This window comes from Alicyclobacillus kakegawensis NBRC 103104 (assembly GCF_001552655.1).
GTDB classification, from domain to species: domain Bacteria; phylum Bacillota; class Bacilli; order Alicyclobacillales; family Alicyclobacillaceae; genus Alicyclobacillus_G; species Alicyclobacillus_G kakegawensis.
On sequence record NZ_BCRP01000003.1, the window covers coordinates 211819 to 238277 of the forward strand.

Annotated in this window: 24 protein-coding genes; 4 read left to right on the forward strand and 20 right to left on the reverse strand. The window is 61.8% G+C overall.

Annotation, left to right across the window (positions count from 1 at the left end):
* Position 1: 1 nt before the first annotated feature.
* The 12 genes from murB to bshC form a co-directional block, all read right to left on the reverse strand.
* Positions 2–925, reverse strand: coding sequence for a UDP-N-acetylmuramate dehydrogenase (murB, locus tag AK2_RS03880; protein ID WP_067931572.1), 924 nt, complete (start codon positions 923–925; stop codon positions 2–4).
* Between the two features lie 76 nt (positions 926–1001).
* Positions 1002–2117 (reverse strand): undecaprenyldiphospho-muramoylpentapeptide beta-N-acetylglucosaminyltransferase, encoded by a 1116-nt coding sequence (murG, locus tag AK2_RS03885; protein WP_067931574.1) that lies wholly within the window; start codon positions 2115–2117, stop codon positions 1002–1004.
* 33 nt (positions 2118–2150) lie between these two features.
* Positions 2151–3254, reverse strand: a complete 1104-nt coding sequence (gene spoVE, locus AK2_RS03890) for a stage V sporulation protein E (RefSeq protein WP_067931576.1) — start codon at positions 3252–3254, stop codon at positions 2151–2153.
* A gap of 66 nt (positions 3255–3320) precedes the next feature.
* Positions 3321–4673, reverse strand: coding sequence for a UDP-N-acetylmuramoyl-L-alanine--D-glutamate ligase (murD, locus tag AK2_RS03895; RefSeq protein WP_157076210.1), 1353 nt, complete (start codon positions 4671–4673; stop codon positions 3321–3323).
* A 36-nt stretch (positions 4674–4709) separates the two neighbouring features.
* Entirely contained in the window at positions 4710–5681 is a 972-nt protein-coding gene (gene mraY, locus AK2_RS03900; protein WP_067931581.1) for a phospho-N-acetylmuramoyl-pentapeptide-transferase, read from the reverse strand.
* An 18-nt stretch (positions 5682–5699) separates the two neighbouring features.
* A complete protein-coding gene (locus tag AK2_RS03905; protein ID WP_067931583.1) occupies positions 5700–7181 on the reverse strand; it encodes a UDP-N-acetylmuramoyl-L-alanyl-D-glutamate--2,6-diaminopimelate ligase in 1482 nt (493 codons plus the stop codon).
* A 38-nt stretch (positions 7182–7219) separates the two neighbouring features.
* Positions 7220–9196 (reverse strand): stage V sporulation protein D, encoded by a 1977-nt coding sequence (locus AK2_RS03910; RefSeq protein WP_245632754.1) that lies wholly within the window; start codon positions 9194–9196, stop codon positions 7220–7222.
* A 106-nt stretch (positions 9197–9302) separates the two neighbouring features.
* Entirely contained in the window at positions 9303–11501 is a 2199-nt protein-coding gene (locus AK2_RS03915) for a penicillin-binding transpeptidase domain-containing protein (RefSeq protein ID WP_067931585.1), read from the reverse strand.
* 17 nt (positions 11502–11518) lie between these two features.
* A complete protein-coding gene (locus AK2_RS03920) occupies positions 11519–11902 on the reverse strand; it encodes a septum formation initiator family protein (RefSeq protein WP_067931587.1) in 384 nt (127 codons plus the stop codon).
* Between the two features lie 118 nt (positions 11903–12020).
* A complete protein-coding gene (gene rsmH / locus AK2_RS03925; RefSeq protein ID WP_067931589.1) occupies positions 12021–12971 on the reverse strand; it encodes a 16S rRNA (cytosine(1402)-N(4))-methyltransferase RsmH in 951 nt (316 codons plus the stop codon).
* A 15-nt stretch (positions 12972–12986) separates the two neighbouring features.
* Entirely contained in the window at positions 12987–13418 is a 432-nt protein-coding gene (gene mraZ / locus AK2_RS03930) for a division/cell wall cluster transcriptional repressor MraZ (protein ID WP_067931591.1), read from the reverse strand.
* A 225-nt stretch (positions 13419–13643) separates the two neighbouring features.
* Entirely contained in the window at positions 13644–15287 is a 1644-nt protein-coding gene (gene bshC / locus AK2_RS03935; RefSeq protein ID WP_067931593.1) for a bacillithiol biosynthesis cysteine-adding enzyme BshC, read from the reverse strand.
* 222 nt (positions 15288–15509) lie between these two features.
* Between bshC and AK2_RS03940 the strand changes: the two genes are divergently transcribed.
* The 3 genes from AK2_RS03940 to AK2_RS03950 all read left to right on the forward strand — a co-directional run bounded on the left by AK2_RS03940 (position 15510) and on the right by AK2_RS03950 (position 17908).
* Positions 15510–16343 (forward strand): hypothetical protein, encoded by an 834-nt coding sequence (locus AK2_RS03940; RefSeq protein WP_067931595.1) that lies wholly within the window; start codon positions 15510–15512, stop codon positions 16341–16343.
* Positions 16344–16467: 124 nt separating this feature from the next.
* Entirely contained in the window at positions 16468–17235 is a 768-nt protein-coding gene (ymfI, locus tag AK2_RS03945; protein ID WP_067931596.1) for an elongation factor P 5-aminopentanone reductase, read from the forward strand.
* Positions 17236–17326: 91 nt separating this feature from the next.
* The gene (locus AK2_RS03950) at positions 17327–17908 is read left to right on the forward strand and encodes a hypothetical protein (protein ID WP_067931598.1); all 582 of its coding nucleotides are present in this window, start codon (positions 17327–17329) and stop codon (positions 17906–17908) included.
* Between the two features lie 7 nt (positions 17909–17915).
* On the opposite strand, the gene AK2_RS03955 is transcribed toward AK2_RS03950, so the two are convergent.
* The 8 genes from AK2_RS03955 to clpP form a co-directional block, all read right to left on the reverse strand.
* Positions 17916–19211 (reverse strand): Ger(x)C family spore germination protein, encoded by a 1296-nt coding sequence (locus tag AK2_RS03955; RefSeq protein ID WP_067931601.1) that lies wholly within the window; start codon positions 19209–19211, stop codon positions 17916–17918.
* 81 nt (positions 19212–19292) lie between these two features.
* Positions 19293–19934: an RsfA family transcriptional regulator gene (locus AK2_RS03960; RefSeq protein ID WP_245632755.1), complete on the reverse strand. Its 642-nt coding sequence runs from the start codon at positions 19932–19934 to the stop codon at positions 19293–19295.
* Between the two features lie 130 nt (positions 19935–20064).
* Positions 20065–20292, reverse strand: coding sequence for a hypothetical protein (locus AK2_RS03965; RefSeq protein ID WP_067931603.1), 228 nt, complete (start codon positions 20290–20292; stop codon positions 20065–20067).
* Between the two features lie 47 nt (positions 20293–20339).
* Positions 20340–21527, reverse strand: a complete 1188-nt coding sequence (thiI, locus tag AK2_RS03970; protein WP_067931681.1) for a tRNA uracil 4-sulfurtransferase ThiI — start codon at positions 21525–21527, stop codon at positions 20340–20342.
* Between the two features lie 63 nt (positions 21528–21590).
* Positions 21591–22733, reverse strand: a complete 1143-nt coding sequence (locus tag AK2_RS03975) for a cysteine desulfurase family protein (protein ID WP_067931605.1) — start codon at positions 22731–22733, stop codon at positions 21591–21593.
* A 139-nt stretch (positions 22734–22872) separates the two neighbouring features.
* Positions 22873–23937: a type I glyceraldehyde-3-phosphate dehydrogenase gene (gene gap / locus AK2_RS03980; protein ID WP_067931607.1), complete on the reverse strand. Its 1065-nt coding sequence runs from the start codon at positions 23935–23937 to the stop codon at positions 22873–22875.
* 300 nt (positions 23938–24237) lie between these two features.
* Entirely contained in the window at positions 24238–25287 is a 1050-nt protein-coding gene (locus AK2_RS03985) for an SAM-dependent methyltransferase (protein ID WP_169794724.1), read from the reverse strand.
* Between the two features lie 6 nt (positions 25288–25293).
* Entirely contained in the window at positions 25294–25878 is a 585-nt protein-coding gene (gene clpP, locus AK2_RS03990; RefSeq protein WP_067931611.1) for an ATP-dependent Clp endopeptidase proteolytic subunit ClpP, read from the reverse strand.
* A 189-nt stretch (positions 25879–26067) separates the two neighbouring features.
* Between clpP and AK2_RS03995 the strand changes: the two genes are divergently transcribed.
* Positions 26068–26454: a YgaP family membrane protein gene (locus AK2_RS03995; protein WP_067931613.1), complete on the forward strand. Its 387-nt coding sequence runs from the start codon at positions 26068–26070 to the stop codon at positions 26452–26454.
* The last annotated feature ends 5 nt before the right edge of the window (positions 26455–26459 follow it).

A 26459-nucleotide genomic window follows, 5' to 3' on the forward strand; every position in this document is an offset into this window, starting at 1 on the left:
ATCACCTCCCTGAGGCGGGGTCGCCGATGACTCTCACCTCAGTTTCGAGCGTGATTCCGTATTTGGCTCGCACGGTATCCTGGGCGTGGCGCATGAGCTCGAGCACGTCTGCAGCGCTGGCGCGGCCGAGGTTGACGATGAAGTTCGCGTGTTTGTCACTGATTTGGGCGTCTCCGCAGCGCAAGCCCTTGAGTCCCGCCGCTTCAATCAAGCGCGCCGCGTGGGTGCCGGGCGGATTGCGAAAGACGGAGCCGCAGTTGGGCATGGACAACGGTTGAGTGCGGGCGCGGCGAAGCGACCATTCTCGGACTGTGGCGCGCAGTTTCTCCTCGTGGCCGGGGCGAAGGCGAAAACAAGCGCCAACCACGACGCCGGGATGGTCCTTGAGAATGCTGTAACGGTAGTCAAAGTGCAGGTCGGCGTTGGACAGGCGGCGCAGCTCGCCATCCGGTGTCATGACGTCCGCCCACTCAAGAACGTCGCGGACTTCGCCGCCATGCGCGCCCGCATCCATCATCACCGCCCCGCCGACCGTTCCCGGGATACCCGTGGCGAATTCCAATCCCGACAAGCTGTGGCGGATAGCCACGTGCGCCAAGGATACAAACGAGCGGCCCGCCTGGGCAACCACCCGATTCCCCACCACATTGAGCTGGGCCATGCGCCCTCCCATCTTCAACACCAATCCGCGGACGCCCCCGTCCAGGACCAGCAGGTTGGAGCCGCGCCCAATCACAGTCCAGGGCAATCCCGCCTCGGTGGCCACGATGAGCGCCCCCCTCACCTCTTCGATGCTCTCGGGAGTGACCAACACATCGGCCGGACCGCCGATTCTCCACGTGGTGTGATCAGCCAATGGGGCGTCGAATTCCACATGTCGAACTTGATAGCGTGCAAACAACGACTCCAGTTGCGTGCGATTCATATCGTACCCCCAACGAGTGTCGCGCCGGGCTCCTGCCCGTGCCCAGGTCCGTACCGCATCTTATGGCGTCGGCGATTCATTGGTGCACACGACCCGTTTCCTGCACCTCCATGACCAGCTGGTACAGGTCCTCCACCGCCCTCGGCGTGGCCAGGCGCCGGGCGCGCTCGCGCACTCGCTCGCCAACCCCGCGTTCCAGGATGTTCACCAGCTCGTCCCACAACCGCTCGGCCGTCAATTCGGCCTCCCGCACCATGACCGCCGCCCCCTGTTCCACCAGGCGCTTGGCGTTTTCCTCCTGGTGATTGGCGGTCACGTACGGGGACGGAATCAGAATGGAAGCCAATCCAAGGGAACAGACCTCCGCCAAAGTGGCCCCGCCGGCGCGGGTCACCACCACATCGGCCTGTGGCAGCAAGGCTGCCAGGTCGTCCATGAAAGGGAACAGGCGGACGTTGGCCGGTAGACTCCCGGCTCCTGAACTCACCTTATCGTAATGGGCCTGTCCCGTGATGTAAAACAATTGCCATTGCGGACGAGACGACAGACGCGGCAACAAGGTCAGCATCACGTCGTTGACCGTCTCGGCACCGCGGCTGCCCGCGTAGACCAGGATCAGCTTGCTCCGTCCGTCGACGCCATACTTCACGCGCGCCTCCCGCAGCGCCTGCGAGGAAACACCCAACACCTCGCTGGCACGCGGGTTGCCTGTCAGCACCACCTTGGGCGCCCGCTGAAACCACCGCTCCGTACCGGCGAAAGAAACCGCCACGGCGTCGGCCTTGCGGGCGCACACGACATTGGTCAACCCGGGGCGGGCGTTGGCCTCCCAAATGACACTGGGGATGCGCAGCCGGCTGGCCGCAAACACGACCGGCAGCGTGACGTAACCCCCGGTTCCCACCACCACATCGGGTCGGAAAGCTCGCAGCCGCGAGAGCGCCTGCCGATACCCACGATACGTGACGAGGACGGTTTTGACGGCATCGACGCTCACCTGCCGCCGAAGGCCCGCCGCCTCGACGGTGGCAAACGGCAAGCCGGCCCGTGTGACGATGCCCTTTTCCAACCCATGTTCACTGCCGATATAAAGCAACTCCGCGTCGGGATGTTGCGCTTTGACATAACGCCAAAGGGCGAGACCCGGCAGAATGTGGCCGCCAGTGCCTCCCCCTGTAATCACCATTCGCATTCCCACTCGTCACTCCTCGGTCGGCGCCGCCGGTTACCCAGGGGCTGCCGATGACTGGCTGGAGATGTTCAACAAAATCCCAATCCCAGCAAGCATCAACGTCAGTGAAGAGCCGCCATAACTGATCAAGGGCAGAGTGATACCGGTGGCCGGGATCGATCCAGTGACCACCCCAATGTTAATCAACACCTGCACCGCCATCATACCGGTGATGCCCGCAGCCAGCAACGCCCCAAACTTATCCGGGGCGTACAGCGCGACTCGGAAACCGCGCCAGACCAACACCGCGAACAGCAGCAGGACGCAGGCGGCGCCAAGATAGCCGAGTTCTTCCCCGATGATGGAGAAGATAAAATCGGTCTGCGGCTCGGGCAGGTAGAGAAACTTCTGCCGGCTGTTGCCAAACCCAAGCCCCAGCATTCCTCCTGAACCAAGCGCGTACAGGGATTGAATGATTTGGTATCCCTTGCCCTGTGGGTCCTGCCAGGGATCTAGAAAGGCAATGATGCGGTTGATGCGGTAGGGCGCCATCGCCACCAACCCGGCAAAGCCCGCCAATCCCAGCCCAAACAAAAACGCCAGGTGCGTCAGCCGCGCGCCGGCCGCAAACAGGAGAATGACCGTGGTACCGATGATGACCACACTCTGCCCAAGGTCAGGCTCCAACATGATGAGGGCCACCGCCAACAGGGCCATGCAGAGGGGGGGTACGAACCCGCTCCAGAACGATTGCATGCGCTGTTCCGAATCAGTGAGATAGTGGGCGAGAAACAGGATCAGCGCCAGCTTGGCAAACTCCGACGGTTGGATGCCAAAGGACCCGATGCCCAGCCAGGCCTGTGATCCGTTGCGGCTCTGGCCCAAGGGCAAGACCACCACCAAGAGGACGAAGCTTATCGCCGCGATGGCCGGCGCCAGGCGCCGCCACCGGTGATAGTCATACCCCGACAGGACCAGCATCAGCGCCACGCCAAGCGCCGCCCACAGCAATTGCCGCTTGGTAAAATAGAATGGATCCCCAAAGCGTTCGACCGACACGACCGAACTCGCACTGTGGACCATCGTAACGCCGAGGGCGAGCAGGCACAGTGTCGCCGCCACGATGACCACATCCATCTTGGTTCGCGCCTGCAGCAAGGCCGCATCCCCCTTCGTCTGCCCGCAACGGGCCGCCGCGCCCCGTCTCGGACGAGCTGTCAGACGCTATAGTGTATGCAGGGCCTCCTTGAACATGCGTCCGCGCTCCTCAAACGAAGAGAACATGTCCCAGCTGGCGCAAGCTGGAGACAACAGCACCACGTCCCCGGGCCGAGCCGCCTCGCGGGCCCGGGCGACAGCGTCCGGGATCGAAGAGGCCTTGCAGACGTCGGCCACGCCCGCCTCACGGCAGACCTGGGCAAGCCTGTCGGCCGCCTGACCCAAGAGCACCACCGCCTTGACCCGCGTTTTGATATCCTCCGCCAAGACCCGAAAGTCATCGCCCCTGTCCAGCCCCCCGGCAATCCAGACGATAGGCTGGCGAAAAGACCGCAGGGCGCCCAGCGCCGCCCGGGGGTTGGTCGATTTAGAATCATTGAAGTATTGCACCCCGGACGCTTCCAGGACAAATTCCAGACGGTGCTCGACCCCGCGAAACTCGCGCAGCACCTGGCGGATGGACTCCAGACGGACGCCGGCCGTGACGGCCGCCGCGGTCGCCGCCACCGCGTTTTCGACGTTGTGCTCCCCGCGCAACCCCAATTCAGCCACGGGGACAACGGCCTCTTGAGCGCCGTCCGCCTGCACGACGATCTGGCCGGCAGATACGTAGACCCCCGCCTCGTCGTGTGCCTGGCGCCCGAACCAGAACTGGCGCGGGCCCTCGGGAGCGTGGCTGCGCACCACCTCCTGGTCGGCGTTCAGGATGGCCACGTCACCGGCGTCCATGTTGCGGAACATGCGCCATTTAGCCTCCCGGTACGCGGCAAACGTACCATGGTAGTCGAGGTGCGACGGATACAGGTTCAGCAACACCGCAATCTGGGGGTGAAACGTCTCTGTGCCCAGCAGCTGAAAGCTCGAAACCTCCAGCACAATCGGCTGATTCGCCTCCGCCTCCTCCACCACCCCGGACAACACGACGCCGATATTGCCCGCCACGACCGGGTTCCTCCCGTCGCGCCTGAGCATTTCCCCGACCAGCGTGGTCGTGGTCGTTTTCCCGTTGGAGCCCGTGATAGCATATACGGGACCTTTGACGAACCAGGATGCCACCTCGATTTCGGTGTACACGGGAATGCCCCGCTCCAGCGCGGCCGCCAGGAGCGGGACATGGTAGGGGATGCCTGGATTCTTAACGATAAAATCTGGATGCGTATCGAGCAGGGACAACGGATGGCCCCCGCACACCGCTTCCACCCCCAACGCCTCCAACGCAACCAATGTAGGCTCCACCTGCTCGCGCGGCTTTTGTTCCGTGACGATGACCGACACCCCGTGCCGGGCGAGCAGACGGGCCACTGCTTCACCGCTCCTGGCCAAGCCTACCACCAGCGCGCGCCGGTTCTGCAACGACATCATCGAAGTCCTCCCATCTCAATATCCAAGGCCCATCTAGTGGCCGACCACCGCCAGGGTTCCAAATGCGGTCAGGAACGCGAACAACCAGAATGCTAGAACCACGTCCCACTCAGACCAACCCGTCAGTTCAAAGTGGTGGTGCAGCGGGCTCATGCGAAACACGCGACGGCCAAACACCTGGAAGGAAAACACCTGGATGATGACGGACAGCGCCTCGATGACAAACACCAGCCCAAACAGGATGAGAGTCAATTCGCTGTGCGTCAACACCGCCACCAGGGCCAATCCGCCGCCGATGGCCAGAGACCCGGTATCCCCCATGAACACCTTGGCCGGGTGCCGGTTGTAGACGAGAAACGCCACCAGCGCCCCGACCATCGCCGCGCAAAACAAGGCGACGTCGTACTCTGTATGCCAAAACGCGTAGCAGGCGTAAGCCGCGAACACCACGGCCGCACACCCGGACAACAGCCCGTCCAACCCGTCGGTCAGGTTGACGGCGTTGGTCGTCCCCACGAGAATCAAAAGCAGGAAAAGCACGTAATACCCGCCCAGGGTGAGCGCCCAGTCCGTAAACGGCACGGCCACCTGAAAAGCGACCTCCGTTCCGCGCCAGTGTACCCAAAGCATAGCAAACACCAGCACCGTGGCGAGAATTTGCAGAATGACCTTCTGCCTGGCCGTCAATCCTAGGTTGCGCTTTTTCACTACCTTGATGAAGTCGTCGGCGAAACCAATCAGGCCGAATGCCACGGTCGCCACCAGCAGGATGCGCATTTCCGGGCTGTTGAGCGCAAACTTCAGGGTAGTCACGATAAGTGCGAGCAGGATGATCACCCCGCCCATAGTCGGAGTGCCAGATTTGCTCTGATGGTGGGAGGGCCCCTCCTCCCGAATGCGCTGCCCAAATTTGAGCCGGTGCAGCAAGGGAATAAAAATCGGCCCCAGCAAAATCCCAACCGCGCACGCCACGCCGGCGGTCAGAAGCAACGCCTGCAAGTCCATCCGTGTACCTCCATCCCATCACGACCGAGACTGGACGGCCTCACGCGCCACTTCTCGGTCGTCAAACGGGTACTTCGTGTGTCCGATGATCTGGTAAGTCTCGTGCCCCTTGCCGGCCAAAAGCACCACGTCGCCCGGCTGGGCCAACTCGACGGCACGGAAAATCGCCTCGCGCCGATCCGAGATACGCTCGTACCGACCTGGGTAATCACGGCAAACGCCGGCCTCCATGTCGTCCAGGATGGACTCCGGGTCCTCCGTGCGCGGGTTGTCGCTGGTCAGCACCGTCCAGTCGGCCAGCCGACAGGCGGTGGCCGCCATCAGCGGCCGCTTGCCCTTGTCGCGGTCACCGCCACAGCCAATCACGCAGATCACCCGTCGTTCTGCGAATTCCCGGATCGCCTGCAGCGCATTCTCCACACTGTCCGGGGTGTGCGCGTAATCGACCAGGATGGTGTAGGGCTGCCCGGCCGCCACCGCCTCCAGGCGGCCGGGGATCCCGGTCACCGCCGCCAGCGCCTCGGCCACCTGCTCCGGCGTCAAGCCTTCAATCAAACCGACCGCAAACGCCGCCAACGCGTTGTATACGTTGAACCGCCCGGTCAGGCGGAGATTGACCTGGGCGCTGCCAGCAAAACTATCGACGCGGAAGCTCGCCCCTCGCGGATTCAGATGGATCTCGCGCGCCCGCACGTCGGCCGTCTGGTCAATCCCGTACGTCACCGTCTCGGCCACGGTTTGCTCGCGCATGTAGGACGCGGCTGGGTCGTCCACGTTGATCACCGCGTAGGCGGACTCAGCGGGCGTATCCCCGTACGTGTTGCCGAGCCGGGAAAACAGCTTGCCCTTGGCGGCGCGGTAGTTTTCCATCGTCCCGTGATAATCCAGATGGTCCTGCGTCAAATTGGTGAACACACCGATGTGGAAACGGATGCCGGCCACCCGCCGCACGTCCAGCGCGTGCGAGGAGACTTCCATGACCGCGCAGCGGCAGTCGGCGGCCACCATCTCGGCCAACAGGGACTGCAGCTCCACCGCTTCCGGGGTTGTGTTGGCCCCCGCCCGGTACTCTCCGCCGATGCGGGAACCGAGTGTGCCAATCAATCCCGTCTTGCGCCCAGCCATCGACAGCACCTGTTCAATGAGGTGGGTGACCGTGGTCTTGCCGTTGGTGCCTGTCACCCCGATGACCTGCAGGTGGTGAGACGGGTGGCCGTAGGCCACATCGGCCAGGATGGCGCCGGCCAAACGGGAATCTGGAACCACCAGCTGCGGCACAGCCACCCCTTGGACAACCCGCTCGCCCACGACGGCCACCGCACCCCGCCGCACAGCTTCCCCGGCAAACTGATGGCCGTCGACGGTATACCCACGTTGGGCGACAAACAAGTCTCCCGGCTGCACGGTCCGGGAATCTGAACAGACCCCGCGAATCTCCACATCGCCCGTGCCTATCCATTGCTTGCGTATCAAGACCCGTGACAATTGCGACAAGAGCACCCGACACCCTCCTTACCGGCCGAACTACCATGCCCAATCTAGTGGTTTTGCGAGGCCTTGTCAATTCCAGAACCGCCCGGAGGTGCGTCGCCCAGGAACAGGCGCACCGTCGAACCCTCCGGCACCCTGCTGCCGCCCGCGGGCGCCTGTGAGACGATGTACTTGCCCGTGCCAATCACTTGGGTCCTCAGATTGAGACCGCTCGTCATCGTCTTCCGTTGTGCCTCTCCCATCGAGAGGCCGATGAGATCTGGAACAGTGACCATGACCGGTTCATTCCAGGAACGCTTTTTGCTCAGCCCCTGCTGCGACGGCTGCACGCCCAGATAGGCCAAGCTGTCGGCCAACAGGCGCCCGACTATCGGGGCCGCAATCGTCCCGCCGAACACCGCGCTTTGCCTGGGCCGTGGGTGGTCAATGGCCACGTAGGCCACCAGTTTCGGGTCATTGGCCGGTGCCATGCCGATGAACGAAACGATGTAGTGGCTGCTGCTGTACCGGCCGTTTTCAACCACCTGCGCCGTGCCGGTCTTGCCGGCCACGCGATACCCCTCCGCGTACGCGTTCTTGCCCGTACCCCGCGCGACCACGCTCTCCAAGGTCTGGCGCACCTTGGCGGCCGTTTCCGCCGAGACCACGCGGCGCACGACCTCCGGCTGCACCGTCTGCACCACCTGGTGCGTATCGTGGTTGAGAAACTCCTTGGCCACATGTGGTTTCATGAGCAGACCGCCGTTGGCAATCGCCGACATCGCCATCACCTGCTGGATGGGCGTCACCGATACACCCTGCCCAAACGCGGTTGTGGCCAACTCCAACGGCCCTACCTTGCTCTCTTTGAACAAGATGCCGCGGCCTTCACCCGGCAGGTCAATCCCCGTTTTCTGGCCAAAGCCAAACTTGCGGATGTAGGAGAACAGCGTCGTCTTGCCCAACCGTTCCCCCAGCGCGATGAAGCCAGGGTTGCACGAGTTTTCGACCACGTTCAAGAAGGATTGGGAGCCATGCCCGCCCGCCTTCCAGCACTTAATCCGGTGGCCTGCCACCTCGTAGTATCCGGGATCATAAAAGCGGTCGTTCAGGCTCACCTTGCCCTCTTGCAGGGCCGCCGAAAGGGTCACAATCTTGAACGTGGAGCCCGGCTCAAACGTCTTCCAAATGGCGAGGTTGCGATTGTAGGTAGAAGACGGATAATCGCGCCAATGGGACGGATCGAAACTCGGATAGTTCGCCATCGCCAGGATAGCCCCGGTTTTCGGGTCGGCCACAATGACGGTCGCCTCATCCGGGTTGTACTCCGCCACGGCCTGTTCTATCTCGCGTTCCGCAAAGCGCTGAATCTGCTCGTCGATGGTCAGAACCAAATCCTCACCGTCGGTCGGCGGGACGTACACCTGTCCAGATCCGGGCATCTTCTCGCCGCTGGCCTTGGCGAAAAAACTGATGTACCCTTTCTCGCCGGCCAATTCCCGGTCATACTCCTTCTCCACGCCGGTCAGGCCTTGATTGTCCGCCCCGGTGATGCCGAGCACCTGCGCGGCCAGCGCGCCTTCCGGATAGGCGCGCTTCCCTTCTTCGGTCAGGTAGATTCCTGGCAGCTGCAGATCGCGAATCTGGGTCGCCTGCCGCTCGCTGATGCGCCGCCCGCCGGGCGAAATGTAGACAGTCGCGTCCCGCTTTTGGAGCAGGGTGAGCACACGCTCCTCTGGCATCTTCAGGATATGGGCCAGCTTCATGGCCGTGCCTCGCTTGTCCTCAATCTGCGCCGGCACCGCAATCACACTCGGAGCGCTGGCTGTGTAGACCAACTCGTGCATGTTCGCGTCGTAGATGGTGCCGCGAATGCCCGCGACCGGGATGTTGCGCCGCCACAGGGCATCCGCCTGGGCGCCCAGCCACGGCGACTGCACCATCTGGATGTAAAACAGGCGCCCCAACAGGCCCCCAACCGCAGCCAACAGACACAGCAACAGCAGCAGCAAACGCCGCCTGACCAAGCCGCGTGTCACACGCACCGACGTCGCCCCCCAGCCTGTTCTCACCCATCATCGTATGCGGACAATCTGTCTGCTAGAATCCGGAGGGAAAGACAGGCATGAGAACCCGGTCAGAGGGATAAGGTCAGAGTCCGCTGGTATGACAAGTCACGTGGACGGTCTGGCCGCGGCGGACAGGTTTGCCGGGAGCCACCGACTGCGTGGACACATATCCCTGGCCGTCCGCCTCGAGGTTGAGACCCATCGCGGCCAAGATGTTGCCAGCTTCCCGCAAAGAGGCGCCGGTCAGGTCCGGCATGTGCAGCGTGTCGCCGCTGCCGGGGGCGTACAGGTAGACCTTGGTCCCTTGCGCCAAAGAGAGCCCGGCTTGCGGCCACTGGCGGGCTACCGTGCCGTCGCCGCCAACCACCTCGACATGCAGACCTAATTTATCCAAGGCTGACTTGGCCGCGGTCAGACTCTGGCCCGTGGCATCGGGCATCTGCACGTACTGCGTGGAGTGCTGCCCAGGTTCAGACGAACTTTTGTGGTCCGATTGCCCATCTGTTCGCGGGGAGATCCGATAGTACTGCATGCATTCCTTCAAAATGTCCCGCGCCGCCGGCGTGGCCACCGTGCTGCCCCACTGGTTGCTGGCCGCCGTCTTGGGCCAATACAGCGTGACATAGACCTCTACCTTAGGGTCCCAACCAGGCGCATAGCCGATAAAAGAGACAATGAACCGGTCCGAATAGTACTTCCCGGTCTTGGGGTCAACCGCCTGCGCCGTGCCGGTCTTGCCGGCCACGTCGTACCCGGGAAGATAGCCGACTTTGTCGATGCCCTTGGACACGTCAAGCACCATGACGTGCGACACCGTCTGTGCCACACTCTTGGGAATGACGTGCGGATCGACCACTGTTGGATGGAAAGTTTTTATGGCCTTGCCGGTTTCCGGATTGATCACTTTCTGCACGACATACGGCTTCATCAGCCTGCCGCCGTTGGCCACCGCTCCCACGGCAGCCATCTGTTGTATCGGCGTCACCGCGATACCTTGACCGAACCCGGAGGTGGCCAATTGCAGCTTGCCGCGCTCGGAATCGGGAAAGAGGAGCGAGTTCGCTTCCCCTGGCAAGTCAATCCCGGTCTGGTGCAGCAGGCCAAACCGGTTCATGAAGTTGAGGAGGTTGCTCCAACCCAGCTTCAGGGCGATGGTCGCAAAGCCCACGTTGCTCGATTCTTCCATCGCCTGCTCGAAGCTGATGCGCCCCCATCCGACGCGGTTCCAGTCATAGATGGTGCGCCCGGAGACCTCCAGGTGGCCAGATTCAAAAGTATCGTTCAGGTTGACAGCCCCGACCGTCAGCGCCGCGGCCAATACAATCACCTTGAACGTCGAACCGGGTTCAAAAGCGCTGTTGACCGCCCAGTTGGACAAGGCATCAGCGCTGGCGTTCCAGTACTGATTGGGGTCGTAGGTCGGGCGGCTGGCCATTCCCAGCACGGCTCCCGTGTTGGGGTTGGTGACGATGATGGCGGCGTGTTCCGGGTGGTACTGCTTGACCAGTTGGTCCATCTTTTCCTCGACGAATCCCTGGATGGTCGGATCAATCGTCAACTGCAGGTTGTCCCCCGGCTTGGCTGGCTTCTCGACCTGCATCGTCCACTGCAGGGGGAAACCATCGCCATCCTTGGTATAGCGCACCAACCCGTCAGTCCCCTTCAATAGCCGGTTGTACTCAAGTTCCAGTCCGCCTTGTCCCTGGCCGTGTTGATCAACGTACCCTATCACATTGGCGGCAAACGTCCCGTTGGGATAGAAGCGCTGTTCCGTCGGGGTGAATGTGACACTCTGCGTCAGGTCTACGCCTTGCGCCCGTGCAGACTGGCCCTTGGCAGAAGCGCGCCCCTTTTGCGACAGGGCCTTCAGGGACGACAGTATGGCCTGGCGCTGGGTCTCCGAGACCGGGTGCGGCCAGCGCACCCAGGTGTATTTCTGATTGCCGACGATTGCCAGCGCTTCCTTGCTCGTAACCCCCAGATCGCGGCTCAACAGCTGCGCCAACTGCTGCCGATCGCTGAAATCCTGGACGCGAATGTCCATCATGTACGCAGAGACGTCGTAGGCCAGGCGGTTTCCCTGCGCATCCAAGATCTGGCCGCGGGGAGCCAACAGCCGCGTCGTCACCGTCTGCGCCTTGTCCGCCTGGGCCAGCAGCCGGCCGCCAAACACGTGTTGAACAATCTGCATGCGAACCGCGACCGCACCCAGCGCCAGCAGGCACCCCGCCTGCAGCAACCAAACGCGGCGCCGGTGCCGGCTTGGACGATTCTCATTCATGGGCGGCACCGCCTATGTCAGTTGCCGCCCGCAGTGCCCGAAATCTGGACGGGATCGGCATACTTCATGTGCAGCTGATTGAGGGCAATCGACAGAATCCTGGCCGGCCGTTTCAACTCGTCCACATCCTTGGTGAGCGCCGCGTTCTCCGCCTCCACCTGCCGCGTCTGCTGCTGCAGCGAACTGATGTGGTAATTGATGCGGTCAATCTGCGCGCTTTGCATCGCGATAAACCAAAGGATGGCGGTGGAGATGACGATGCACGCAAAGATGGAAATTCGGTCATAGCGGGTGAAACGGTCCTTGCGTGGTTTCGGCGCTGCAACCGCAACGTGTCCCTGGTCCCTGTGAACCTCCCGCTGCGGCGCTGCCCATGCGGCATTCGATGAACTCGCTGGCATATTTCCTCTCCTCCTCATAGACTTTGCCCTCGTACATCGCACTGGAACCACTGCCTGCGGCGGCCGCAAGGGCTACACGCAACTGGTACCATCAGCTCAGGATATCCACGCATTTTGTTCAGACCTTTTCGGCGACTCGCAGCTTCGCCGAGCGCGACCTCGGGTTCTGCTCCTTCTCCCGCTCGCCGGGCTGGACCGGCTTGCGGGTGAGCACCCGGGCCTTCGCTGTACGGCCGCAGCGACAAACGGGAAAATCCGGCGGGCAGACGCACCCCTCCGCCCAACTCGCAAAGGTCCGCTTGACAATCCGGTCCTCAAGGGAATGAAAGCTGATGACCGCAACCCGCCCGCCGCTCGTCAACAATCCCAAACTCTGCTCCAAGGCATCCCGCAGCGCCCCCAGTTCATCATTGACCGCCACACGCAGGGCCTGAAACACGCGGCGCGCTGGGTGAGGCCCCGACCGCCTGGCGGCGGCCGGGATTGCTTCTTTCACAATTTCGGCCAGTTGGCCCGTGCTGCGAATCGGTGCACTCTGCCGAGTGCGGACAATCGCCTGGGCAATGCGACGGGCAAACCGCTCCTCCCCGTAAGCGAAGAAAATGCGGGCCAGTTCCGCGGCGTCCGCCTGATTCACCAGGTCTGCGGCCGTGGGGCCGCCCGCATCCACGTCCATGCGCATGTCCAGTTCCGCGTCGTGCCGATAACTGAAACCACGGTCTGGGTCATCAAATTGCGGGGAGGAGACGCCGAGGTCAAACAGGATGCCGTCCACAGCATCGAACCCGTGCCGCCTGGCCACCTCCGCGACATGGCGGAAGTTGCTGTGAACCGTGGTCATCCGTCCCGGCGCCACGCCCGCCGCCCACGTCTGGGCGTGGGCCAGCGCCGCGCGGTCCTGGTCCAACGCCAACAGCCGGCCATCGGGAGCGGTGCGCGCAAGCAAACAGCGGCTGTGTCCGCCGCCACCGAGCGTGCAATCGATGAACGTCCCACCCGGTTGCGGCCGCAAAAGGTCCACTGTCTCTTGCAAGAGCACCGTGACGTGGTGAAACGGCTCAGTCGCCATCGCAGCCATCGACTCCTAAAACGCAAGATCCACAAGGTTCTCGGCAATCTCCGCAAAGGATTCCGCCGCATTGGCAGAATACGATTGCCAGGTGGCCTGGGCCCAGATTTCGACCCGGTTCGACACGCCGAGGACGACACAATCCCGCTCCAACCCGGCATATTCCCGCAGGGAGCCCGGAATGAGGATGCGACCCTGTTTGTCGAGGCTGCACTCACTGGCTCCGGAAAAGAAGAACCGAACAAAGGAACGCGCATCCGCGCGGGTGAGGGGCAGGGCCTTCAATTTGCCCTCCAGAGTTTCCCATTCTGCCATAGGGTATACAAACAAACACTTGTCGAGACCGCGCGTGATCACGAACGAGCTGCCCAGTTCCTCTCGAAAGCGGACGGGCACAATCATACGCCCTTTGTCGTCGAGAGTATGTTGAAACTCGCCCATGAACACCCCGGTCCACCACCTTTACCCCACTCTGCCCCACTTCACTCCACATCACACCACTTAGCACATAGCTTTCGCGGTGAATCCCGATTCTCCTGCTTGGTAACGGAAGAAATTTGTACTCGTCCACAAAAAAAGCTGAAACGGCCGGCAACCGTTTCAGCAAGAAAGGAAATGGATACATGCGGTCCAAGGATTCATGGGGGTCGCAAAGGCGAATGGTTGATCCTTTCAGGCGTCCAGGTCCACTTCGTACACCGTCCCCGGCTGATCGAAATCTTCCCATACGGGCAGCTCGCGCAGCGTGTTCTCTCCATGCCGGCACCAGACGTTGAGGACGCACAGCCGCCGTTCCTGCAGGTGGCCGTCTGTCCACAGCCAGCGCTCAATGTGCCGTAGCTGCCGGACCTGGGCGTCGTGGCGCAGCTCCAGCCAGCGGCGCGCCTTGGCGCGAAACCGCTGCAGTTCCTGGGCTTCGCGTACGGCCTGCGATTGCGCCATCGCGGCCACCTGTTGTCCCCAGTCGGAGAATTGCTCCGCCCAGGCCCGCCAGCGCTCTCTCGTTTGCGCCTCCAGGTCATGAAATGAGGCCTCCAAGCGGGACATTCCCAGGTCGGCCAAGGCCTCCTGCACCAGATTCACCGGCTCGTACAGCCGTTCCCGAGAGATGCTCCACTGGCGCATGTGCCGCAACACGCTGGCTGGATACAAGGTCGCCCGCTGGCGCAGAAGCAGTGGCGGCAGCACTCGTCCATGCGCCCGAAACGTCCCCCGGGCTAAGGCATGATAGGCAATCTCGGCAGCGCCTCCGATATAGGCCAATGTCGGGAGCACGGTGTCCTGGACGACCGGGCGCAACAGCACATTGCTGCTGAAGCGTGTAGGCTGCTCTTGGGCCAGCGCCACCCAATCGGACACGCTCTTTTGTATGCCGAGGCCGCGCACTCGCAAAACCCCGTCCTCGTCCGTCCGCTCCAGAACATACCGCTGTCCGTCTTCGACATAGAACAACGTGGTGTTTGTGGCGTCGCGAACCACGGCCGGCACCATGCCCAAGGCTTCTACATCGCGGTACGCCGCGTCCAGCTCCGCCTGCACGTCTTTGTGCCCGACGAGAGCCCGCTCCCAGACAGGCTTCGCCAGTTCCCGCAAAGAGGGCAGACAAGGGTCAAACAAGACCACTCCGTGTTGGGCCGTGAGTCTCGCCAACAGCCGGGCGAACCAGGTGGCCAACGACATCCCAGCTTCGAACAGGCTGCGCAGGGTGTTCAAAGCTTCGAGAGTATGCGGTTCGCCGGCGAGGAATCGGTGGGCCGCTGCCAGCACCTCATCCACCGTGTCCCGCGTGAGGGGTTGGTGATACACCATTTGATGGGGAGAAACCTTTTGCCGCAGCTGCAGCTTCTGGAGTTCGTCCGCGCCGTCCAGGATGTAGGCGTGATTCACTTCCGCCCAATCGTGATCCTCCGAGGCCACCCAAAACACGGGCACCACGGGACATCGCAGTTCCCGTTCCAGACGGCGGGCGACGCCCACAGCGCTGAGCGCCTTGTACAAGGCAAACAGGGGACCACCAAACAAACCCGCCTGCTGGCCTGTCACCACCGCGACGGCCTGCGGGTGCGCGAGTCTTTCCACCTGCTGCAGCGACGCCTCGGACGCCCCCAAAGCCCGGTGGTAAGCCCGCAGCGCGTCCACCAGCGCCCGTCGTTTTGCGGGCGAATAGTCGGCATAGACATGCCGAGCCCGTTCCTGGTATGTATGAACCGAAGTCGGATCCTGCCCATCATACAGGTGCGATACTGTCGCAAACGAAGACATGTGCAGGTCTGTCAGCGGGTTGCCGCTGGCAGCCGTGCGCCGAGTCCATTCCATATCCACGTATCGCTCCTTTGGCCGCGCTCAAGAGTTTCTTGTTGCCGTTCGCCACACTATCATATCGACTGTACTTTCTGAAGTAAAGTCAAGCAAGCCTCGCAAGCAGACGGGGTTGCTGTGTATGCCCGCTAGGGTCCGATAGGCCGTCCACGTTCGCAAGCGCGCCAGCAAATTGCGCTATACTGGGTACAGAATGACGCGAAGTGGAGGCCCGCAACGATGAGTCCCTTTCGGGTGAAGCCGAACTTGACCCCACCCACACCGGAGAGGAAATCGGTTCGCGAATGGGAAGTAGAGTTTGGTGTGTACGTGCTGGACGTCAGTCCCGACCTGTTGAACGCGAACCTGAGCGAGACTGAGTTCCGCCGCCTGATGGCGACCCATTCCGTCTTGCAACGGCCGCAATCGGGCGCCCGTCCCGGATGGTCCACCGGCACGGACAGGGCGCGTACACAAGATGCGTCCAGAGATGCGTCCGGCGGTGCGGACGCTCCTCTGCCACACGCACCTGAACCCCGACCGGTCCCGGACACCGAGGTCCGGACCGCTTCACAGGCACAGTTAGATCCGCCCAGCAACCAACGCCGGGCGGGTCGCCGTTGGCTTTGGGCGTTCATCATCGCCACCGGCCCCGCCTTGGCCGTCTGGCTGTTATCTAAGTTGTACCGCGCGTTGTCACAGCGATTCTCCATCGCCTGGTATTGGTTGGCTTCCGTGCTGATGATGGACCTGCTCGTCCTTTGGTTGTCGCCGGTCTCCGCTCTGATCTCCGGCCCGTTCTTTCTGTGGTACCTGGTTGCCGATGCTCTGGGGCGCGGGGTCAATCAGGCGGCGCAAGGCATATTGGACAGGCTGGTTCCGCTCCTTCATCGCGGCGACGTGCACCCGTCCCTGCCGCCGTCGTTCGTGGAGACCATCCAACTGGCCGGGAACCCGCTCCCCGTTTACTTTTCGATTGGACAATGGATAACCAGTAGCCTGGTCCTCGCGACGGCTGTGGTGGCTGGCCGAGCGGTATGGAGGCGCCTACGCCTGCCCATTCGCGAGCGCTGACCCCGCTATGTTACAATGACTCGCGTGACTTGACCGGAATCTCGCTCATTCACTGCGGTCTCGCCCGTCCACTGCAACGAAAGCCGTAAGTTCCCAACAGGTCGAGTGTGAGGTGGTGCTCCAAGTGGGACAGGAGTATCCGGAAGAAGGAAAGCCGTTATCCGGACAGGTCGCCGTCGTCACCGGTGCCAGCCGCGGCATTGGACGCGCCGTAGCCCTCAGTCTGGCCGCGGCCGGAGCGCGCGTCATTGTCAATTACCACCGGGCGCAAAAAGAAGCTGAGCGCGTAGCCAACCAATGCCGAGCCCTGGCCGATGGGGCGTTGGCAGTGCAAGCGGATGTCGCACAACCCGACGAGGTGTCCCGGCTGGTGAGCGCAGCCACAGCGTTGGGCACTCCCTCCATCCTCATCAACAACGCAGGGATTGCCTGGAACGGGTTGTTTCAAGAGACTCCATGGCAAACTTGGCAACAACTCATCGCAGTGAACCTGACCGGGGTGTATCTATGCACCCAGGCTGTCCTCCCTTATATGCTGCGTGCAGAATACGGACGCATCATCAACATCGCGTCGGTATGGGGGGTGTCGGGGGGCGCTTGTGAGGCCGCCTACTCCGCCAGCAAGGGCGGGGTTATCGCTTTGACGCGCGCCCTGGCCAAAGAACTCGGTCGCACCGGAATTACGGTCAACGCGGTCGCTCCAGGAGCTATCGCCACGGACATGACCGCCTCCCTCGCAACGGAAGACGCCTCGCAGCTGCTGGATGAAATCCCAGTGGGACGCATCGGCGCCCCGGAGGAAGTGGCCCACTGTGTGCGCTTTCTGGCGCTGCCAGCCTCGTCCTACATAACTGGCCAAGTCCTCAGCCCCAGCGGAGGCCTTGTGACTTAGCACCTCCGGGCCCCCGCTCCCTAGCCCCCGCCCGGCACACTCGCCCTGCCTCCCGCGACCGCCTGTGCATTGCTTATCGGAGAATTGTTTTATGAACCATACGCAGTGCCTGCTGGCTAGTCCGGCACAGGTGCCGCGGAAGGAGGGGGCGGCGGTGAGAAACCACGGTTCTAAACGGAATCGAGAGGCCCAAGCCAAACAAAAAACCCGGGCAAGGCGAAAGGCGCAGCCGCTGCCGGCAGGCATCCGCCCGCGGCTAAACAGAGAAGCCTCCCGACTGGGCATGAATACGGAGGAATACCTGAATTTGCTGCTGACTCTCTCCGAAACCCTGCGCGGCGCCCTGGCACAAGAGGACCACATCGACGCCAAACCGTTGTTGGAACTGATGCAAAACCCGTGGTTCCGGACGATGTTGCAGTGGGTGTGTAAATCGGCCGTGTCCATCGCCAACGGCAATGGAGAACCGAGCGAGGTGGATGAGGGCCAACACCCGCCGCAGGCACCAGATACACCTCCACGCCAACCGATGGGGCCCGCCATGCCGCCGTATGCAGAACGGCCTCGGGCAGCAGATGAGCGGGTCCATGAAACCGGGCCAGCCTTGCCAGGTCCGCCTCAGCCCCACTGGGAGTCACGCCCCCCGTTGCCGGGCTGGCCGTCGATGGGTTGAGCCTGCCTCATTTCGCCTGACTCGGCATCGCCTGGATGCCGAAACGGCGGATGTTCAGGTCCACCCGCACGTCGATTTGGGCGGATCGCATCTGCTGACGCCAAGGATACTGAACCATCGCTTGATGGGTAAGAAAATGCGTGCGGAGGCGGCGTGAGATCGGAATCGGATCCACCTGATATTGATGGTATATCTTTTCCAGAAGCGCCTTCATCTCCTTGGCCATCGATTGATCGAGGTCGCGTTCAATCTGTAGGCTGAACGGCGACCGCTGCGCGGACGGCTCGACCGCACTGGTCAAATCGGCGTCCAGAGGCACGAGAAAACGCACGCGGGGAGGATTCGTCAGCGTCAACTGTTCGCTGGGCGACCGTTCCTTGCGCAAAAACAGGCCTATTGTCTGATTCGGGTGCAGCGGGTCGCGGAAGTCGATTTTTGCGCTGTGCAGCGATCCGTCCAATATCCGCAGATACAACATCTCCCGCCCGTTCAGGTAGGCAATCAGCTTGTCCCCTTGGAACAGGGCGCCGCCAATCCACTCCACCGGGTTGCCGCCGGAGCGAGCCACCTGACCAGGATTGAAATCGACTTTCGTCTCCTCGATAGGCCCCCCTGCCTTGTTGCCCCCTTGACCCGTACCGCCGTCCTGGCCGCTCGACGCTTCGCTTCCGGAGGTCTGGGCCACCTGGCTGTTGACTGCGAAAACAGGCAGCAGGGGGTCCTCGTGCGGATTTTCTATGGCGACCAGAAAATCCTGCAGTTGTTTGGACGGAAACAACCCATCTCGGTTCCCCATGACGAACAGATTGTCGGCCAGGCGCGCCGTGGAGCGCTCCAGCATCAGGTTGTTATTGTTAAAAACGTCCAGAGCCCTTCCCTTGGCCACGGCGACGAACAAGGTCCGCCGAAACTCGCGAAAGCGCACCATCGGTTCCAGGGTCTTTTTCAACCCCTCCTTGGCAAGGCCTTCGCCAAACACCACAATGCTCAAGTGGGACAACGTAACCGTCCGTTCGATGCTCGTGTTGGCCAGGGAGAGAGCCTCCGGAATACTGTGCACGCGAAATGTCACCGGCTGCGTTCCCTTGCCCTGCTCCTTGCCGCTGCCGCCATTACTCCCCTCGTGGCCTTGGGGCGCAGCGATTTGCAAGGTCACGTCGAGCAGGCCGTTAGGTGCCCTGTCGAGACCCACACCGGTGACAAAAGCGAGCTGCTCCAATTCCTGACGGTCAAAACACCCGGTTGACAGGCACAGGCAACAGACCGCCATTATCCATATCCCGCACTTACGCAGGCGGTGCATCGCTTCGGCCACCTTCCTCCACGGCCGTTAGCTTGCCTCCCAACCCCGCGTTTATACCTGCTTTAGCGTATGCGGCGGCCGTTATTCGGCCGATTCCAGCCGATCCTCGTGCACACGTTCCAGATTTCCGTACTCGTCAATCCGGTACATGAACCCGTGGTCAATCGACTCATTGTCAAACAGCGCGGCCTTGCGGGCCCGCTCAACAATCTGAACGAGAGAGCGGTAATCTTCGACAATCACGTCGTAGTCTCGATTCAGACGCTGGTATTGTTCCGCCAACTTCTCGTGCTCGCGGGCCAACCCCTCAAATTTGCTCTTCCATTCAGCTGCCTGGCGTTCGGCCGCTCGCCAGCGCGATGCCCACTGCTGGGCGGTGTTTTTCTCCTGCCGCAAAAAACGCAGCACCTGCGCCCAACTCATCAGCGTCGCCGTGGGGTGATCATAGTCTCCCCCCTCCAACTGCGCCTGAATCTGTTGCGACTTTCTTTCCTTGCGTTCCTCTTTGGCCCCTTCGATGGAGGGACGGTACTGCTTGCGCACCACCGCGTTCCAGCGGAACCCGCAGGCCGCAGCCGTTCTCCCCAAGCGCCGGCTGGCTTCGTTGAATCCCGCCAACTGGGTGCTGCCGTCTCGAATATGGCGAAGCACGATTTCCGCCAAGAGGGCGTCGTCTTCCTGCGTCCAGGCATCCTGTCGCATCGTCCGTACACTCTGTCGCATGTCCGATAGCCTCCTGAAAGCGTGCACAACTCCCTTGTCTCTTTATCCGTTATTCCCAAATAACGATAGATTTAAACAATCAAAGAGGGTCGGCGCACGCTCCGACCCTCATATGCCCAAAACCTCTTCCTCAGGGAACCATTTTGCGCAAGCCGCGCCGGCGATAAATCGCGGGCTCGCAACCGTTGACCATGCGAAACGCGGCCACGCGGCGGGAGTTGGCCCACGGACGCCACCGGAGGACCCGCCACAATATAGCCGCCGCCAACACCGCCCGGCTGCGCCTGAGCACCTGCTGCAGCGTGTAGCCAAGCGCAAGCCAGAGAAACAATCGATAGACCGTCTTCCATGTCTGCATCTCCATCGGCCTCCCCCATGACTGTAGGGTGGCCGACTCGTGTAGGCTCAATCCCCTCCTCGCGCCACGAAGGTTTTCGTCTCCAAGGTGTCCACGCACTCCCTTACCAACCGATCAATATCCAGGCCCGTCTCCGCCCGCTCCGCTTCCTCCGGCCGCGGTTTGGTACGCGGTCGCTTGGGTACAAAGATGGTGCAGCAATCCTCGTACGGGAGCACGGATATGTCGTACGTGCCGATTTCGCGCGCCCGGCGAATGATATCCACCTTGTCCTCGGCTACCAGCGGCCTGAGGATGGGCACGTTTGTCACCACATTGATGGTCCGCAGACTTTCCAACGTTTGGCTGGCCACCTGACCCAGGCTTTCTCCGGTGCACAGCGCCAAGAGCCGGCGCTTGCGGGCAATCGTATCGGCTATGCGCAGCATCATGCGGCGCATCACCGTGATGCCCAGCTCTTCCGGGCAGGCCTTGCGGATGGCCGTTTGGACTTCGGTGAAATGGACCACGTGCAGCTTCACTTCGCCTCCCCAGTTCGCCAGGATCTGCGCCAGGTCCTCGACTTTTTGCAGGGCGCGCTCACTGGTGAATGGAAAGCTGTGAAAGTGTATGGCCTCCAGCCGCACCCCCCGTTTCATCGCCAACCACCCGGCCACAGGGCTGTCGATGCCTCCGGAGAGGAGCAGGCCCACCCGTCCGCTCATGCCGACAGGAAGCCCCCCTACGGCCGGGATTTTCCGGCCGTATATCAGCGCCTCCTGATCTCGAATCTCCACGTAAGCGGTGAGAGCCGGATTGTGTACGTCCACTTTCCAACCGGTAGCCCGCGGCAGCACCAGTGCGCCCAGCCGTTGCGCGAGTTCCGGAGAAGTCAATGGATAGCGTTTGTTGGCGCGTTTCACTTCCAATTTAAAAGTCTTGGCCGTCTCGTGCTGCTGTTCATGCGAATGCAACAGTTCCAACACCTGGTCCCGGATCTCGTTCAGATCCAGGCCACACACCTGGACGGGACTCAATGAGACCAGGCCAAACACGCGCTGCAACCGCTCCGTCACCGCATCGACGGGTGCCCCGTTGAGGTCCACCGACAGCCTGGAGCCGACACGCCGAATCTCCACCTGCGGCCACGCTGTCAGGGCCCGCTTCATGTTGTGCACCAATAGCCGTTCAAACTGGGAACGGTTCTTTCCTTTGAGCGCAATCTCGCCATAACGCGCGATAACGTGATCGACCATCTTCAGGCCCAACCTTTCCTTGATGCATCCCCGGTACCGTACGAGCCCCGCGCCCTCAGTGACTCACAGAATACTGCGAAGCCAGTGTGTTTGTTCCCGTATCACGTCCAAGGCCTGAGCAACCTGCTCGGACGTGGTCCAGCGGGTCAGCGAGATGCGAATCGCCCCCTCCACCGCCGAATCACTCAGGCCCATCGCCACCAGCACATGACTCTGGGTGGCGTGCCCTCCTTTGCTGGAACAGGCCGATCCGGTCGAGACAAACAATCCCTTCGACTCCAACGCGTGCACCAGAACCTCGCCTCTCAAGCCTGGAAACGATACGTTCACAATGTAAGGAGAACGCTCCTGCGGGAGGTGAAGTTCGCATCCAGGGATCTCCCGCAGCCCGGCGACGAGCTGCTGGTTCAACGCGGACACGTGCTCCCAAGCCGCCTCCACTCCGTCGCTCATGACTTCCACGGCGGCAGAGAAAGCGGCGATTCCCAACACGTTCTCGGTCCCGGATCGCAGCCCGAACTCCTGGCCACCGCCGTAGACCACAGGTTCCACACGCACGCCGTCGCGCAGGTACAAGGCACCGATTCCTTTGGGAGCGCCCAGTTTGTGGCCCGAAACGGTGTATAAATCGGCCCGCGCTTCCCGCACCGGATATGGTATTTTGCCAAACGCCTGGATCCCGTCCACGTGAAAACGCACCTTCGGGTTGTCCGCCAGCGCTTTGCCAATCTGCTCCACGGGCATGCGGGCGCCCGTTTCATTGTTCACGTGCATCACCGAGACCAGGACCGTATCGTCGCGCACAGCCGCCAACACGTCTTTGGCGGCCACGCAGCCGTCCGGCTGCGGCGGCACGTATGTTACTTCATACCCTTGTCTTTCCAGAGCCCGCAGGGGTTCCAGAACCGATGGATGCTCCACCGCCGTGGTGACGACATGGCGGCCGCGACCAGACAACATACGCGCGGTGCCGAGCAGGGCCAGGTTGTTGGCCTCCGTGCCGCTGCCCGTGAAGACAACCGTCCCTCCGGCCGCCCCCATCATGCGCAAAACCTGCCGACGCGCATTGGACACGACCTCCTCCGCCTCAATGCCCTTTCGGTGCAGGGAGGAGGGGTTGCCAAAGATCGCCATGCGCTCTTTGATCACGTCCTGCACATGCGGCAAAAGCGGCGTTGTCGCCGCGTTGTCGAAGTAAAGTTCCATCCACTCCAGCCCCTTTTGCGATACAACATTCTAACACAAAAACCGGACGAGCCACATGGGCTGGGTCAGCCCATGGAGGACAGGTCCGGTGAAGTCGTTCCGCTGGGAAACGGCGGGATGGGACAGTACGGAGAAAGACCTACCAGGCGGTCCCGGCAATGGTCCGTGTCGACCCAACCGGGGCCTCCTCGCCAACGGGTGCGGCCACGCGTTTGGCCAGGTCCACCATCCGGCAGGCGTAACCCCATTCATTGTCGTACCAGGCCAACAGCTTCACTTGGCGCCCACCGACGACCATGGTCGCCGTGGCGTCGACGATGGCGGACCTCGCATCCCCATTGAAGTCCACGGAGACGAGCGGGTCGTCGACGACGCCCAGAACGCCCGCCAGCTCCCGATTGGCGGCGTCACGCAGCGCCGTGTTCACCGTCTGCGCCGAGACATCGGTGGTCAACCGCAGGACGCAGTCCAACAGGGACACATTGGGAGTGGGAACACGTACGGCTATCCCGTCCAAACGCCCCTGCAGTTCGGGCAGCACCAAGCCGATGGCTCGCGCTGCCCCGGTGCTGGTGGGGATGATGGATTGTCCACAGGCGCGCGCCCGGCGCCAGTCCGAGTGCGGGTTGTCCAGATTGCGTTGGTCGTTCGTATAGGCATGGATGGCGGTCACCAAACCACTTTCAATCCCGAACACTTGGTGCAACACCTTGGCCACTGGCGCCAGGCAGTTGGTGGTACACGACGCACCGGACACAATGTGATGACGATGCGCGTCGTACATATCCTCATTGACCCCGACCACAATTGTCACATCCGCGTCATCCGGGGATTTCATCGGCGCTGTCACCACCACCTTGCGCGCCCCTTGCTCCAAGTGCAGAGCGGCTCCATCCCGGGTCCGAAAGCGGCCAGTGGCCTCCACCACCACATCCACCTGCAGCTCCTCCCATGGCAGTTCGTGTGGATGTCGAGTGTTGAAAACGTGGGTTTCGCGCCCGTTCATCGTCCACCCCGCCGCTGTTCGCTCCAGAGGCTCCAAAAAGCGGCCATGGACCGAGTCATAACGCAGGAGATGCATCAGCGTGTCCGCATCCGCAGTTCCGTTGACAGCCACAACCAAAATGTCGTCCAACTCCGCGGCCCGCCGGTAGACCATACGACCTATCCGTCCAAAGCCATTGATGGCCATTCGGATCGCCATGTCCGTGTCACCGCTCCTTCACATACAGGCTGATAGTTCCGCCCTTTATATTACGCAATATCCCTGTTTTATTCCATACTATAATTTGATTTCAGGTCAATTATAATGTCATATTTGGGGTATCCGGCGACACATGTGGAGGCATAATCGAAAAAAAGAAGCGCCTGTCCGGACAGGCGCCATCTCTTTTGGATAGAATGTATATCTTCAGCGCATGGAGAAAACGTAGTGCAGCCCCAGCACCAGGAACAGCACCCCCGCGACTAGACAGACGACGGCCAATCCCCGCAGCACATGTCTTCACTCCCCCGCCCGGAGCTCCAAGACAGAAAACCGCTCACCCATGAACGTGGGCAATGTCAAGCGCTTTATTTGCTCTGCCACGTTCGGCCACGCGGCCGTGGCGGCCAGCGCCTCGGCTGCTTGCAAAATACCTTCGTGAAGCAAAAATTGCCCCTGCGAGCGGAGCGGCAAAACGGTAAACCCGGACGCTGCAGCGGTTTCCCGTACTTGCGTCCAGTTGACGTCCGCAGTCACATCCACAGCTCCCGGACAGTCCAGGATAGCGTCCAGGTCAAGCACCCGGTGGCCCTGATACCCGCGCAGAGTCCCGTTTGGCCGCACCCCAGCCTGCCACTCCTCCCTGGTGATGCCATAGTCGAAAAAGACGCAGGACAGCGGAACGGCCATCCTGCGCAGGTGATGAAAAAATTCGGTCAACGATACCGCAACCTCCGCCTGGCAGTTCACGGGACAGTCGACGTAACGATAGGCCAGATCCGTCACTAGGCCATCCGTTGGCCGCCAAATCAACGCCAGGCGGTTGCGGGCTTCATCCCAAACCACCCAGGCCTGGTCCCAGCCGTCGCGTCTGCGGCGAACACGCTCCACCGGCAAGGCGTCCAGCACCTCATTGCCCACCACCAGCGTGGGCCAATCCGCCAGGATGTCGTCCCACACCACCTCGGGAAAGGTGCGCAGGCGTTCACGCTGCAGACGCCGCAACCCGGGCGCCCGCTCAACAAGGACATACCGCAACTCACAAACCTTGTCCATTTGCGTCCGCCAGGCGGAGAGAAAAGCTTGCGCGAACTCGCCCTGGCCAGGGCCGATTTCGACCACCTGCAGGTATCGCGGTCGTCGCCACCGCCGCCAAACCCGCTCCGCCCACAAAGCCAGCGTGTGGGCAAACAGAGGCATCCCGGAAGCGGTGTAAAAATCGCCGCCCTCTTCACCGATGCGGACACGCCGGTTATAGTACCCGTCCTCCCCGTACAGGGCCAGGCTCATGAAGCGGGCGAACGTAAGCCCGCCCGCCCTTCGCACCTCTTGTACCAGACCCGCAGCCACCATGCCTCAATCGTTCAACTGAATCACGTCGTCGATGAGCCCGTACGCCTTTGCCTCATCCGCCGACATGAAGTGATCCCGGTCCGTATCCTCCTCTACACGCTGAAGCGGCTGACCGGTGCGTTCGCTGAGGATCTGGTTCAGACGCTGTCTCGTACGGATGATATGTTCAGCGTGGATTTTGATGTCGGAAGCCTGCCCGCGGGCCCCACCCAGGGGTTGGTGAATCATCACTTCCGAGTTCGGCAAGGCAAACCGTTTTCCCTTCGTGCCGGCTGCGAGCAGCACCGCCCCCATGCTGGCCGCCATGCCGACGCAAATCGTGGAGACATCCGGTTTGATGTGTCGCATCGTGTCGTGGATGGCCAAGCCTGCGCTGACCGATCCGCCCGGGCTGTTGATATACATCTGAATATCCCGCTCCGGGTCGTCCGCGGCCAGAAACAGCAACTGGGCGACCACGGCGTTGGCCACCTCGTCGTCAATGGCGGTGCCCAAAAAGATGATGCGGTCCTTCAACAACCGCGAATAAATGTCGTAGCTGCGTTCTCCTCGGCTGGTCTGCTCAATGACAATCGGCACCAAGCTCATCGGGTAGTTCCCTCCTCACTCATTAGCACCTATCTTGGACACATCCAGTATGCCGTAGTCACCGCAATTAGTCAAGGTAAGTCAAAGTCAAATCCAGTTCGCATCGGATGGGCTCACTCTCCTAATACTAGGGTCGTGGCCGATGCGCGGGCCATGCTGTAAACGGATGGGTGAAAGGAGGGAAAGTCCGTGAAAAACAACATCAGCGCACCCGACCGTTACTTGCGGTTGATGGCCGGTCTGATGGCCTACGGCAGCGCCAGCGCCATGCGCAGAGGCAGCGTGGGAAAGAGCATCCTGATGGCGTTTGGCGCCATGAAAGTGGCGGAAGGCGTCACCGGGTGGTGCCCGGTCACAGAGCTGGTGGGACGCCTGACTCGCACAGAAAGCCGAGATGCCCAGTATTCGAATCCTGCGGCCGAGTCATCCGTGCGCCGGCAAAGCAACAAGGAAAAGGGCGAGCCAGAGGGCGGCCGCGACCTGAAGGCCCAAAGGCGGAGTGATAACAACCGGCAATCCCGTTCGGCCGATGCGGACTCCATCCCTGAACACACGCACACAGACGAAGATGTGTGATCACC